Here is a 12,764-nt window from a genome sequence, read left to right on the forward strand (position 1 = left end):
TTCAGGCTATGCCGCGTATGCGGGCGAGTTCACGCAATGGTGGAATCGATTGTATTTCCTCTGCCGAAACCTCGTTCCAGCGGACGCCGCGCGGTCGGCGACGATTGCGCGTTATTTCAATCAGACGGCTTGGTGTGGCAATGAAATCGAGAGCAATATCGCTTTCGGAGACGTTGAGGCGCTCTTCCACGATCTGCACGTCGTGGACTGCTGCGACAATCAGGGATTGCTCGTCTGCAAGCCCCAGGTCGGTGAACATGCCCCATTCCAGATCGAAGAACGCATGGCCTTTGCCAAAGCGGACTCCATCAATGGAAACAGCGGATGCGCCAGTCGCCACGACATCAAAACGGCCGATATGGGTCAGGTCTTCGAGGCTGACCGCTCGACCGAAATGTTCCATCCCGTCAAGCCAGGCTGCGGCTTTCTCCAACCCCGGGGGAACGGATCCCGGTTGCAGTAGGAGAAAGCCGCGCTGCATGCCGTAAGTCGGCATGATGAATGGTGTACCCGACTTGATCAGGCGACGGCGCAACTCGATCATGGAATTATCCGGAGTGACAAAAACCAGATTGGCCTTTGCAAACCCTTCAAGCGCCAGCAAACGATCGGTAGCTGCCTCGACACCCTCAAAGTCCGGAATGAATTCCGAAAATTTGAGGTGGAAGCGTGCATCAGGACGTGCGACATCTTTCAGTCGCTCCCAGATGCGCTGCCGGGTATTGCGGGAATACGCCATGGAGATTCCATGAATTTCAACGTTTCACTATCAATGAAACAAATGTTTCAGTATTGCAAGAGGCAATGATAAGCTTTTTTGGTGCATTAGAGATTCGGAATAAACGCACATGGCTTCACGTCTGGTACTGCGCATACAGGAGCGCTACGCAAAGCTCACGGCAGGAGAGCAGAAAATCGCGCAGCTAGTACTTGAGCGCGAGGACGATATTCTGATTCACTCCGCCACTGAAATCGCGGAGATGGCCGGTGTATCCAAGGCAACGACGGCCCGTTTCTTTCAACATCTGGGCTATGCCGATTTCAACGAAGTAAAACTTCAGGCGCGCGAGGAGCGCAATCGCACCGAGCCCTACGAATATTCGGCCACAATTGATGAAGAAGTGCCGCTGGTGCGTACCATCAGCGCGCATCTTGATCTGGAGATCGCCAATATCACGCGAACCTTCGAGGCGCTGCGTTCCGACAAGATGCGCGAGGCTGCGGAACTGATCGCGGCCGCGCCGCGTGTCTGGGTGATAGGAATGGGGGATGAGGAAGGGTTCGCACGCTATGCGCGGCTCCTGTTTTCCAGGCTGCGGCACAGCGTGATGATCCTTGGCATCAATCAGGGTTCATGGGCTGAAGATCTGGCCATGACCGGCCCGAAAGACGTGCTGTTGCTGATCACGCTGCCACCGCATCGGGCTCTGTTAAAGCAAATTCTGGGATATGCCGCTACGAGCCGGCTGAATATCGTGACCATTACGGACCGTGGATCGGTTTCAGAGGCGCAGCGATATGCCCGCGTCGTCCTTCCATGCCATGTCGACAGTTTCGCATTGGGGGCATCCTATACGGCTGTCAGCAGTGCCATTCGGCTTCTCGCTTTGACCTATGCTTCGCTTGCAGGGAAATCGGCGCAACAGCGACTGGAGATCGTTGCCGGGATACACGACGAACTTGACGATATAGACTGAAGTCTCCCCTTAGTTGCTGCGCACGTGCTCCGGGCGGAAGCCGACGCCGATCAGTCTGCCCGCGAGGTGCGCGAGGATTGGCCAGCGGGCGAGATACCGCATGAAAGCGGGCGGTCCATCCGGCCTCCCGTTTTTCGTCTCGCGTTTGCGGCGATCGCTGCGCATCATGAGTTGCAGCTTTTGCGTCGCCTTTGTGGGAAAGCGGCGTCGCGCCTCGACGGCTGCAAGATGGCGGGACAAGACGTCGTTACTCTTGAGCGGCGCAGCCAGATTATTTGCGGCCGCTACAGCATCCTGAATGGCAAGATTGACTCCGAAACCACCGATAGGCGACATGGCATGGGCGGCATCGCCGATGCATAAAAGTCCCGGTTTCCACCACTTCTTCAGTCGATCGATGCGCACACTCAACAGATGGACGTCGTCCCATGTATGTATTTCGTCCATCCGGTCAGGGGGCAATGGGGATACTTTCGCTACCGCTTCCCTGAATGCATCGAGCCCTTTCTGTTTTACCTCGGCGAAAGTCTGCTTGCGCAGCACATAACCGCATTGCCAGGAGTCGCCGCGATCGATCATGACGAACCCCTGCCTGGGGCCGCCATGACCCATCGTATAGGGCGGGTCATCGGGAAGGTGAGACAGTTTCATCCAGAGTATCTCGCTTGGCGAACCAAAGCTCTCGATCTCCATACCGGCTTTTGTGCGCACCACGGAGTTTCTGCCGTCGGCACCCACTACGAGTTTAGCGCTGATATCGATCGTTTCAGCGGGCGTTGCCGCAACTAGACCGGTGACGTTTCCGTCCCGTTCAATCAGTTCCACTACGTTGGCCGGCATTATGAGTTTGAAATTAGGATACTTCGCAGCTTCGCGTGCAATGTAATCCAGAAATTCCCATTGTGGCATGAAAGCGATGAATCTGCACCGCGCTGGAATCCTGGAAAAATCCGCTATCGTTATGTCCTGGCCGCCGATCTCCGCATGTAAGCGGTACGCCTTGGTATGGGGTAACGCAAGCAGGCCGTCCAGCAAGCCAAGCTCATGCATGATCTGAAGAGTGGATGGATGAATTGTGTCGCCACGGAAATCCCGCAGAAAATCCGGGTGCTTCTCGAGAACCGTCACGCTCACGCCTGAACGGGCAAGCAGAAGACCTAACATCAAGCCTGCTGGCCCGCCGCCCGCTATCACGCAGTCCGTCTTTATGGAGTTGCTATGCGATGTGACTGGCTGCGTCATGACTTATCCACTCAACCATGCTGGTGCGGTCCAAAAGACATAAAAAGACCGGCGCTCTCGTAGGTCAAGCGCCGGCTGGAAGTCTACGCGACCAGAAGAGGTCAAAACATGAATTAAATTATCATGTTTTATTTGTCAAGTTATCAGCCAACGACCGGAAGCCGCAGAAAATGAATGCTATAATGTTATAAACTCAAAACAGCACGTTTTTTGGGGGGCTAGCCGAGAGCGGGCGGCTTGCTTTTACCGAGCTGACGTTCCCGGAAGACAGAAAACAGTCCGGCGCCTACGACGATAAGCGCACCGGCGACAATGTTCCATGTCAGCTGTTCATGGAATACCGTAACTGCGATACATGCGCCTATAACAAGTTGAAGATAGGTGATGGGCTGCACTTCTCCAGCCTCCAGAATGTCATAGGCACGGATCAGGAAGTAGTGACTCGCGATGCCGCAGGCGCAAAGAGCCGCCATCCAGAACCAGTCGCTCCGTGCAATCGGCATCAGATAGAAGCTGCCTACGAATGTAAGGGCCGCAGCACCAGCCATCCCGGTATAGAAGAAGCTGGTCATGGCGTCGTCGCTTTTGCTGACGGCGCGCGTCGCAACAGCATAGACGGCGAACATGACCATCGCTGCAACAGGCAGAAGCAGGGACGCGTCGAACTTGGCATTGACGGGATTAATGATCAGCAGGACACCGATCAGTCCAACGATGATCGCCGTCCAGCGCCTCCATCCCACCTTTTCACCCAAAAACGGTACGGAAAGCATGGTCACCAGCAGCGGTGCACCCTGAAAGATCGATTGCGCCGTTGCCATGCCTGCACGGCTGAGCGCGAAGATGAAGGTCACGATTTCGGCGGCAAGCAGAATACCGCGAAAAAGCTGCAGAAATGGGCGGTTCGTCGCGGCAGCTTTGGCGATGCCGCCGGAGCGAATGGCAAGCAGAAGAACGAAAGCTGCAAAAACCCAATAGCGGATCATCGTTATCAGGATGGGCGAATAATGCGTACCAAGGTACTTCGAGATACCATCCTGCGTCGCGAAAATGGTAACCGCGAGAAGTGTGAATAGATAGCCTTGGCCTTTGCGTGTCATGGCGCACTCATATCGGGACAATCCCGCAGGTGCTACCCATAAATTCTCATATGCTCAGATAGTATGGGGCCGGACTTTATCGACAGAAAGGCCGGCGATTAGCGCCGGCCTCTCCGTGGTCAAAACTGCTTTCGCTCAGTTTTCGGTATGGTGCTGCTTGGCGAGGTCCTCAACGCTCACGTCCGGTTCATTGCGGGTTTTATAAAGCGAATACAGTACTCCGCTTGCGAGGATGGCCAGCGTCGCGACAAGCGACAGCAGCGTGTTGATGTGAACGCCGAGCGGCACGAGGAAAATCTTGATGCCGATAAGCACCAGAATGATTGCAAGCGAGACCTGCAGATAGCGGAACCGGTTCATCGCAGCGGCGAGTGCGAAGTAAAGCGCACGCAAACCCAGAACGGCAAAGATGTTCGAGGTGTAGACAATGAACGTGTCCTGGGTAACGGCGAAGACGGCCGGGACAGAGTCGACCGCGAAGATGAGGTCGACTGTTTCCACCATGATCAGAGCAACTGCCAGTGGTGTCAGCCAGGTGACCATCTTGCCGGTCTTCGGATGCGGTTGCTTGACCGTAAAATTGCGGCCATGCAACTCGCTGGTGATGTTGAACCGACGGCGCAGAAATTTGAAAACGGCGTTCTGTTCGATGTCAGGCGTCTCGTCCTTGTGACCGAACATCTTGAAGCCGGTGAAAACAAGGAACGCGCCGAAGAGGAAAAGAATCCAGTTGAACTCGTGCACAAGTGCCGCGCCCAGCCCGATCAGGATTGCTCTGAAGGCGATGACACCGAGAATACCCCAGAACAACACGTGGTGCTGATAAAGGCGCGGAATGCCGAGAAAGCCGAAGATCGTGGCGATGACAAACATATTGTCCATCGCGAGGCTCTGCTCGATCAAGTAACCGGTATAAAACTCCAGGCCGGCTTCCGCTCCGCGCTGCCACCACACCCAGCCACCGAAGGCCAATGCGATCAGAACATAGAAGCCATAAAGCAGGAGGCTTTCCTTGGCTTCGATCTCGTGTTCGTCACGATGGAGAATGCCGAGGTCGAAGACAAGCAAGCCCACGACGACAACAATGAATGCCGCCCAAAAATATACAGGTGTACCAAGAAAATCGCCCGATAGGGCTACAATAAGCGAATCCATCGCCGGACCATCTCCATTTGAACAAGTGGAGCAGCCCCGACATCGCCATAGCGGTAGCCATGACCAGAGGGGCCCGGCGCTGCATTTCTTCAAATGTGTATGGTTTGGCCAAGTTCAAGAGTGGAAACTGAATTTTTTGTAATGTTGCTCGAATTCGAAATAGCCAAGGAGATCGCGGGCCCGAAGGGGCCCTATTCCTGAGTGTGTGCAATGGATACTGATAGTTGGGGTCAGGCACCGAACGCCGAGCACTGAGGGAGCATTTTTTTGGCAATGGCGACATGAACTTGCCGCCAAAAAGCTAAAAAGTATCCAAGCTTTTTCTCGAAAGCAAATGGCTGGGGGACCTGGATTCGAACCAAGACTAACGGAGTCAGAGTCCGCTGTTCTACCCTTAAACTATCCCCCAGCAGGGATTTGCATACGCCTTCAACTTGGAGGCCCGCAAGCGCGACAGAAGCGTGTACTCGTTCGCGACGGCCCCCATCTAGCGAACTCAAACACCGAACGCAACACTTTTCTTTGAAAAAAATCAAAGCGATTTCAGTTATCCAGCGATTGCTTATTTCGAGTGTTCGGACCGTTGCGAAATGGCTTGCAGAGAAGTGTCCTTCCCAAGCAGCCACATAAAAAAGCCCGGCCAGCGGAGGAGCGGCCGGGCAATGGGCAGGCTGGCCGGGAGGGGGCCCGGCATGTGAAGGTGGCGCCTGCCAGATGTAGAGACTACCGGTTCAGCATATCCGGCGTGTTGCCTTGATCCGCAGACGTGCGTCTGCTAGTTCGCTTAGAACCTGGGTAGGATCCTCAATGCCTCGATAATGCACTGCCGTGTAGATATCCTCACGGCGCAGCCCGATATCGCGTAGCATGTGATCGTCAAAGTCGCTCAGGTTCAGCAATTGCCGTCGACCCTTGGAAAACGCCCAGCGACGCATGATCGACGTGAATACGGCTTTCACCATTTGCGTGAGCGTGGAGGTCGAGGCGCTCGTTGCCGGTAAATGCGTGGTCGTTATCTTGCTTGTCGCTGTCATGTCCGCTCTCCTTTGATTTAGCGGGGCTAGGTTATCCTCATCGTCAGGGTCATTCGCTTGCGCGGCTCCTTTTCCTTTACGATGGCGGCTTTATCCAACAATCGAATTGATTGTTCCAGCGAATGTTTTTAATGTCATTCTTCAATAATAGTGATGGATCACGCTAATGAGCACGCCTCTGGATCTCGATCAGTTGCAGACCTTCATAGCCATCGCGGACATGGGCAGTTTTACGCGTGCCGCGGACGCTGTTTTCAAGACGCAATCAGCCGTTTCGATGCAGATGCGCCGTCTGGAAGAGCGCATCGGCAAACCTTTGTTCGAACGCGACGGACGGACCAATCGTCTTACCGAAGAGGGGGAGCGGCTATTGCTCTATGCACGCCGCATGATGCAGCTCAATGGTGAAACCATCGCGGCCTTCGACGATACTCAACTGGAAGGCCACGTTCGCATCGGCACACCGGACGATTATGCCGATCGCTTTCTGCCGGAAATCATGGCGCGGTTTGCACGATCGAACCCGCGCGTCGAATTGTCGGTTGTGTGCGAACCCACCGTCAATCTGGACGAAATGATCCGTCGTGGAACGCTGGATATTGCCCTAGTCACCCAGTGCGATGACAAACGCCGGTCCGAGGTGGTTCGCACGGAGCCCTTGCTTTGGGTTACGTCCGCCAACCACGCGGTGCACGAAGAAGCCGTATTGCCGCTGGCTGTCGGGCGTCCAACCTGTATCTGGCGTCATGCCGCTATCGATGTGCTGGAAGCGGCCCGGCGTGATTATCGCATCATAATCACGAGTTGGTCTGCGACAGTGCTGGCGGCGGCAGTTCTTTCCGGGCTTGCGGTTTCGGTACTTCCGGAGTGCGCGCTCCGCCCGGGTATGCGTGTTCTTGGCGAAGCTGACGGGTTTGGAATGCTGCCGGAATTCGGCATCGGCATCATGCGCGGCCATACAAAACAAAACGCTGTCGTAGATGCACTTGCGCAGCACATCATTGAAAGTCTAGACAATATATCGTCACCGCAACCGGGCGCGATGGCTTCGGCTGAAATATCGCCGTTTCCTGCGGTCCGCACGAGGAGGGTGCGAGCCAACGAATTGCTGCCAGGCTGGTGACGAAGCAGTAAATCGCCGCATGGCTTCTTGACCAGCCATGCCACCTGGTTGCCTATGATGGGATGAGCATGGGTTCCGATTCGAGTTTTACCGGCGCATCGTCCAATGTCGCTGAATATAGCGTGTCCGAGATTTCCGGCGCGTTGAAGCGCACGGTCGAGGATGTGTTCGGGCATGTGCGCGTGCGCGGCGAAATTTCCGGCTATCGTGGTCCGCATTCGTCGGGCCATGCCTATTTCGCGTTGAAAGATGATCGGTCGCGTCTTGAGGCCGTGATCTGGCGCGGCTCGATGAGTCGGCTGCGCTTCCGTCCTGAAGAAGGAATGGAGGTCATCGCCACTGGCAAGCTCACGACCTATCCGGGTTCTTCAAAGTATCAGATTGTCATCGAACAGATGGAACCCGCCGGCGCGGGCGCCTTGATGGCGCTTCTGGAAGAACGCAAACGGCGGCTGGCTTCGGAAGGCCTTTTCGATCCCGCCGTCAAGCAACTCCTCCCTTTCATGCCTCGTGTGATCGGGGTGGTTACTTCTCCAACCGGGGCAGTCATTCGCGACGTTATTCACCGGATTGCAGACCGTTATCCGCTGCACGTCATCGTCTGGCCCGTGCGTGTGCAGGGCGAAACAAGCGGTCCGGAAGTGGCCACCGCAGTACATGGTTTCAATACTTTGCCGGAGGGCGGGGCAATTCCGCGGCCCGACGTGGTCATCGTGGCGCGCGGTGGCGGCAGTCTTGAGGACCTTTGGGGGTTTAACGACGAAATCGTCGTTCGGGCTGTTGCCGCATCGCACATACCCGTGATTTCGGCTGTCGGCCACGAAACCGACTGGACCTTGATCGATCTCGCAGCCGACATTCGCGCCCCCACGCCGACCGGTGCGGCGGAAATGGCCGTGCCGGTAAAGGCCGACCTGCTGGCGGCGCTGGCGGGGCAATCCGCACGGCTTTCCTCGGCTATTTCCCGTTTTATCGATCTGAAACGGCGAAGCCACCGTTCGGCGGCGCGCGCTCTCCCATCGGCTGACCAGTTGCTGGCTTTGCCGCGTCGGCGGTTCGATGAAGCGGCTTCGCGTCTCACCCGTGCTCTTTTCGTCAACACGCAGAAGAAGCGGGTACACTTTGAAGGGCATGTGCGACAGCTATCGCCGCGCCTTCTGCAACGTCGGTTTACGGAACTGGAACGCGGTATTTCCGTTCTCGGGCAAAGATTGCCTCGAGCCCTTGAGACATTCCTGAGGGAGCGCCGAACGACCTTTACACATCGGGCAAATCGTCTATCGGCAGAGCCGATACTGCGGCGCACGAAACTTGCAACCAATTCCATGGAACAGCTGGACCGCCGTCGTGACCAGGCGGTGCGAATTCTCATCGAAAGAGCCAAACGGCGCGGGCAGGAACTGGAGCGCCTCATGCGCACGCTTTCTTACGAAAGCGTGCTGGAGCGTGGTTTTGCGGTTGTCTTCGACGCAGAAGGGAAGCCGATAAAGCAGGCTGCAACCGTATCGGCGGGTGACGCCTTGTCGATACGGTTTCGCGATGGTGACGTGGCTGTCATTGCGGATGAGGGGGGCGGGAGCGAGCCCGCAAAGCCCGTTCAAACAAAGAAAGTTCAATCTCCCGGATCCGGTAATCAGGGATCGCTATTTTAGCAACAGTCGCTCGCTGTATTTTCCGCTTTGTGCCGGGTTTGTGCAGCCTTAAGGCTGACTTAAGCTTGAGCATCTTTTTCTCGCGCATCTGTCATTGCTAGAGATTCAGGATGTCGCGTAAAAAATCCCAGGACGACCTTACAAATGGCTTCGCGAAGGCTGCTTTCAGCCGTCGCGGCTTTCTCATAGGCGCCAGCGCCTTTGCATTGTCGGGCTGTGTCTCGACGGTGCCAGAGCCGTCTCAACCGGTTAAAAAACTGCCTCAACCTGCGCCGTCGCGACCGGTACCGCTGATGTACCAGGCGTTGCCTGACGAACAATTCCCGATCCCGGCCGTCGATACGAGCAAGGTCGATCCCAAATTCTGGCGGCAGGAGGTCGATTATCCAACCGATGAAGTGAAAGGCACTGTTATCGTCGATACGCCGAACAAGTATCTCTACCATGTTCTCGGTAATGGCCGGGCCATGCGCTATGGTATTGGGGTCGGGCGCGATGGTTTTGCCTGGGCGGGACGCGCAAAGATCGCTTACAAGCGCCAATGGCCGCGCTGGACGCCGCCGGATGAGATGGTCGCGCGTCAACCCGCCCTGGAGCCTTACAGCATCGCCAATGGCGGAATGCCTCCGGGGATCAAGAACCCGCTTGGCGCACGAGCGATGTACATTCACAAGGATGGGCGGGACACGCTTTATCGCATTCACGGATCACCGGAAGCCTGGAGCATCGGCAAGGCGGTATCGTCCGGGTGCATCCGTATGCTCAATCAGGATGTAATCGATCTTTACAACAATGTGCGCGATGGCAGCACAATCGTCGTGATACCGGATCCCAGCAAAGGCCAGCAGGTTGTGAGCTGAAAAAAAGGGCGCGAATAACGCGCCCTTTTTTAATGGATGTGGTCGAGGCCTACGCTCAGTAGGCATATTCCAGAAAGATTGGGTCGACCGACCCTGCCCATACACTGTTATATGCTTTCAGCATGCGCTCGGCGTCTGTGATGCCAGCCGCAACGATTTCCTCAAGCGGTGCGAGGAAATGCGTTTCGTCATGGCCATCGCTGTTGAGCTTGTTGCGGTTCAAAAGGCCGAGCCTGGAAATTTTCAGAGTTTCGCGTGCGACCTGTTCCAGCGGCTTGCCGCGGAAGGTTGTATTCAGTGCCTTGGCTGGAACTTCGTTGCGCAGCGCGAGAACTTCTTCGTAGGTCCAGTCCTTGGTCAGAAGCTCGGCCGCCGTCAAAGCTTCTTCGTCGTAGAGCAGGCCGACCCAGTAGGCGGGAAGTGCGCAGATGCGGCGCCAGGGGCCACCATCGGCTCCGCGCATCTCCAGGAAGCGCTTCAGGCGCACTTCCGGGAAAAGAGTGGAAAGGTGGTTGGTCCAGTCGCCCATGTTGGGTAGCGGGTCACTTACTTCGCCTTTCAGCGCTCCATTCATGAACTGCCGGAACGTGACATGCGTGCAGTCATGATAATGACCGTCGCGCAGGATGAAATACATCGGAACATCAAGCGCCCATTCGACATAGTCAGCAAAACCAAAATTTTCCGAAAAGACGAAAGGCAGAACGCCCGAACGCTGATTGTCGGTATCGCGCCAGATATTCGAACGCCAGGACAGCAGGCGGTTCGGCTTGCCTTCCGTGAATGGAGAACTGGCGAAAAGTGCTGTCGCCACAGATTGCAGCTTCATGGATACCTGCATCTTGCGGCGCATGTCCCGTTCGGAACTGAAATCCAGATTCACCTGAATGGTTGAAGTGCGGTACATCATGTCCAGACCTTCATGCCCCACTTTCGGCATGTAGTTGGTCATGATCTTGTAGCGCGATTTCGGCATGATGGGCGTTTCGGCCAAGGTCCATTTCGGGCTGCCGCCAACGCCAAGAAAGCGGATGCCGAGCGGCTCTGCAATTTCGCGAACCTGGGAAAGATGTGCATTCACCTCACGGCATGTCTGATGAATGGTGGAAAGTGGTGCCCCGGAAAGCTCAAATTGGCCACCGGGCTCAAGCGAAATCGCACCCTGTCCGGTTGGTTCTACCAGACCGATGATGTTGCCTTCATCGATGATGGGCTCCCAGCCAAGCTTGGCCTGCATGCCTTCGAGGATGGCTTTGATACCGCGCGGACCCTCATAGGGAACCGGACTGTTGTCGGCTGTATAGAATGGAAATTTTTCATGCTCGGTGCCGATGCGCCAGGCGTCTTTGGGCTTGCATCCGCCAGCCAGATAACCTGCCAGTTGTTCAACGCCCGTCAGTGCCGTTTCGTCCGTCGTATCGCGCGCCATGCAGTCTGTCCCTAGTCGATTTTTCGCGTTTCAGCGTGATTGGACAAATTTGTCAAATCACGCAAGTCAATTCCATTGAACATCGGGTTTCGAGAATGTCATCCTGCATTGCGCCAGTCTCCGAGCACGGATTGCACCAAAGCCATGGCTGCGACGGCAGCGGTATCGGCGCGCAGGATTCGTGGGCCGAGGGGAATAGCCGTCACGTATGGGAGCCTTCGGAGTGTCTGGCGCTCGTCTTCGGAAAAACCACCTTCCGGACCGATCAGCAATGCGGCAGGGCCGGGCTTCATGGCTTGCAAGATGGTCAGCGGATCGTCCGATTCGTGTCCTTCATCGCAGAAGATCAGGTGACGGGTTTCGTCCCACTGCTCGATGAATCGGTCAAAGCGAATGGTTTCGCGGCATGCCGGCAAGGAAAGAACGCCGCACTGTTCCGCGGCTTCTATCGCATTGACCCTGATACGGTCGGTTCCGAGTTTCGGTACCTGAGTGTGCTGTGTAATGACCGGTTGCAGAACGCCCGCACCCATCTCCACTGCTTTTTGCACCATATAATCCAGCCGTCCCTGTTTCAGCGGGGCGAAGCAATAGATCAGGTCACTTGCTGGGGGCTGCGGACGCGTTTGATCGAAAGGTTCGAGAAAAAGCCGCTTTTTACCTTCCGGCCTCAGTCGTGATTTCCATTCACCGTCACGTCCGTTGAAGGCGAGGATTTCATCCCCCTCCTTCAATCGCAGGACATGGGTAAGATAATGTGCGGCCTGCGAGGCAACCTCGATCTGGCTGCCAGATTGGAGGTCGTTTTCGACGTACAGTCTCTGCATTTTGTAATTTGCGCGCATGTCAGCATCGATGGCAGAGGGCAGGGGCGGCGGTCAAGCGCTTTGGCGACGCATGTCGAGGCAATCGATGAGCATTCCTACACAAACAATTGATGGGAAATATCAGGGAAGTTGCATTTAACTAGATTGTATCCATATAGGTATGAAGCTATCTATTTGAATGGAATTGATGTGATGAAACAAGCGTGGGTCGAATTCGCGCCGCTTCTTGCCAGTACTGCCAGAGGATGGCGGAAAGCTTTCGATGCGGCGATGGCGGAACATGGTCTTTCCGACGCGAAAGCCATACCGCTGATGACCCTCTTGCGGCATGGAGATCGTATTCCTCAAGGTGTGCTGGCCGAAAGGGTCGGTATTGAGGGCGCCACGATTGTCCGGGTCGTCGATGAGCTGGAAAAGGATGGCCTGATCCAGCGGATTGCCGATGATGCCGATCGTCGCGTCAAGCTCATCCAACTGACAGGGGATGGCCGCGCTCTTGCCGCCAAGGTGGAAAAGTCTGCTGCCCGTCTTCGCGCTCTTTTCCTCGGCGATTTCGACTCCGATGCGGTCGATGTCGCCATGGAAGTCTTGCGCAAGCTGAATGAGAAATTTCAAACATAGTCTTTCTGATCGGCCGTCTGACCG

General features: G+C 55.8%; 12 protein-coding genes and 1 tRNA gene. 5 read left to right on the forward strand and 8 right to left on the reverse strand.

Annotated elements, in window-relative coordinates; genetic code table 11:
* Position 1: 1 nt before the first annotated feature.
* The gene (locus ACOWVS_RS00860; protein ID WP_025092082.1) at positions 2-739 is read right to left on the reverse strand and encodes a 5-formyltetrahydrofolate cyclo-ligase; all 738 of its coding nucleotides are present in this window, start codon (positions 737-739) and stop codon (positions 2-4) included.
* A 109-nt stretch (positions 740-848) separates the two neighbouring features.
* Between ACOWVS_RS00860 and ACOWVS_RS00865 the strand changes: the two genes are divergently transcribed.
* Positions 849-1,697, forward strand: a complete 849-nt coding sequence (locus ACOWVS_RS00865) for a MurR/RpiR family transcriptional regulator (RefSeq protein WP_006468458.1) — start codon at positions 849-851, stop codon at positions 1,695-1,697.
* A gap of 9 nt (positions 1,698-1,706) precedes the next feature.
* Here ACOWVS_RS00865 and ACOWVS_RS00870 read toward each other — a convergent pair whose 3' ends face one another.
* The 5 genes from ACOWVS_RS00870 to ACOWVS_RS00890 all read right to left on the reverse strand — a co-directional run bounded on the left by ACOWVS_RS00870 (position 1,707) and on the right by ACOWVS_RS00890 (position 6,228).
* Positions 1,707-2,939 carry an FAD-dependent oxidoreductase gene (locus ACOWVS_RS00870; protein ID WP_006468459.1) on the reverse strand — a complete coding sequence of 411 codons (1,233 nt, stop codon included), beginning with the start codon at positions 2,937-2,939 and terminating at the stop codon, positions 1,707-1,709.
* Positions 2,940-3,157: 218 nt separating this feature from the next.
* The gene (locus ACOWVS_RS00875) at positions 3,158-4,039 is read right to left on the reverse strand and encodes a DMT family transporter (RefSeq protein WP_006472486.1); all 882 of its coding nucleotides are present in this window, start codon (positions 4,037-4,039) and stop codon (positions 3,158-3,160) included.
* Between the two features lie 135 nt (positions 4,040-4,174).
* Positions 4,175-5,194: a TerC family protein gene (locus ACOWVS_RS00880; protein WP_075041573.1), complete on the reverse strand. Its 1,020-nt coding sequence runs from the start codon at positions 5,192-5,194 to the stop codon at positions 4,175-4,177.
* A gap of 335 nt (positions 5,195-5,529) precedes the next feature.
* Positions 5,530-5,603, reverse strand: a tRNA-Gln gene (locus ACOWVS_RS00885).
* Positions 5,604-5,925: 322 nt separating this feature from the next.
* The gene (locus ACOWVS_RS00890; RefSeq protein ID WP_006468462.1) at positions 5,926-6,228 is read right to left on the reverse strand and encodes a DUF1127 domain-containing protein; all 303 of its coding nucleotides are present in this window, start codon (positions 6,226-6,228) and stop codon (positions 5,926-5,928) included.
* A gap of 166 nt (positions 6,229-6,394) precedes the next feature.
* Between ACOWVS_RS00890 and ACOWVS_RS00895 the strand changes: the two genes are divergently transcribed.
* From ACOWVS_RS00895 to ACOWVS_RS00905, 3 genes are all read left to right on the forward strand, one after another.
* Positions 6,395-7,351 (forward strand): LysR substrate-binding domain-containing protein, encoded by a 957-nt coding sequence (locus ACOWVS_RS00895; RefSeq protein ID WP_006468463.1) that lies wholly within the window; start codon positions 6,395-6,397, stop codon positions 7,349-7,351.
* A gap of 68 nt (positions 7,352-7,419) precedes the next feature.
* Complete coding sequence (gene xseA, locus ACOWVS_RS00900) at positions 7,420-9,003, forward strand: exodeoxyribonuclease VII large subunit (protein ID WP_025092081.1); 1,584 nt, start codon at positions 7,420-7,422, stop codon at positions 9,001-9,003.
* A gap of 110 nt (positions 9,004-9,113) precedes the next feature.
* Positions 9,114-9,863, forward strand: coding sequence for a L,D-transpeptidase (locus tag ACOWVS_RS00905; RefSeq protein ID WP_006468465.1), 750 nt, complete (start codon positions 9,114-9,116; stop codon positions 9,861-9,863).
* A 55-nt stretch (positions 9,864-9,918) separates the two neighbouring features.
* Here the strand turns inward: ACOWVS_RS00905 and ACOWVS_RS00910 are convergent, their stop codons facing one another.
* Both ACOWVS_RS00910 and ACOWVS_RS00915 read right to left on the reverse strand, forming a co-directional pair.
* On the reverse strand, positions 9,919-11,292 hold the full coding sequence (locus tag ACOWVS_RS00910) for a glutamate--cysteine ligase (RefSeq protein WP_006468466.1): 1,374 nt from the start codon (positions 11,290-11,292) through the stop codon (positions 9,919-9,921).
* A 98-nt stretch (positions 11,293-11,390) separates the two neighbouring features.
* The gene (locus tag ACOWVS_RS00915; RefSeq protein WP_006468467.1) at positions 11,391-12,137 is read right to left on the reverse strand and encodes a 16S rRNA (uracil(1498)-N(3))-methyltransferase; all 747 of its coding nucleotides are present in this window, start codon (positions 12,135-12,137) and stop codon (positions 11,391-11,393) included.
* Positions 12,138-12,311: 174 nt separating this feature from the next.
* Here ACOWVS_RS00915 and ACOWVS_RS00920 point away from each other — a divergent pair, with 174 nt between their 5' ends.
* Complete coding sequence (locus ACOWVS_RS00920) at positions 12,312-12,740, forward strand: MarR family winged helix-turn-helix transcriptional regulator (RefSeq protein ID WP_006472490.1); 429 nt, start codon at positions 12,312-12,314, stop codon at positions 12,738-12,740.
* The last annotated feature ends 24 nt before the right edge of the window (positions 12,741-12,764 follow it).

The sequence above is a fragment of the Brucella sp. IR068 genome (genome assembly GCF_049065885.1).
In the GTDB taxonomy this organism is placed as follows: Bacteria; Pseudomonadota; Alphaproteobacteria; order Rhizobiales; family Rhizobiaceae; genus Brucella; species Brucella intermedia.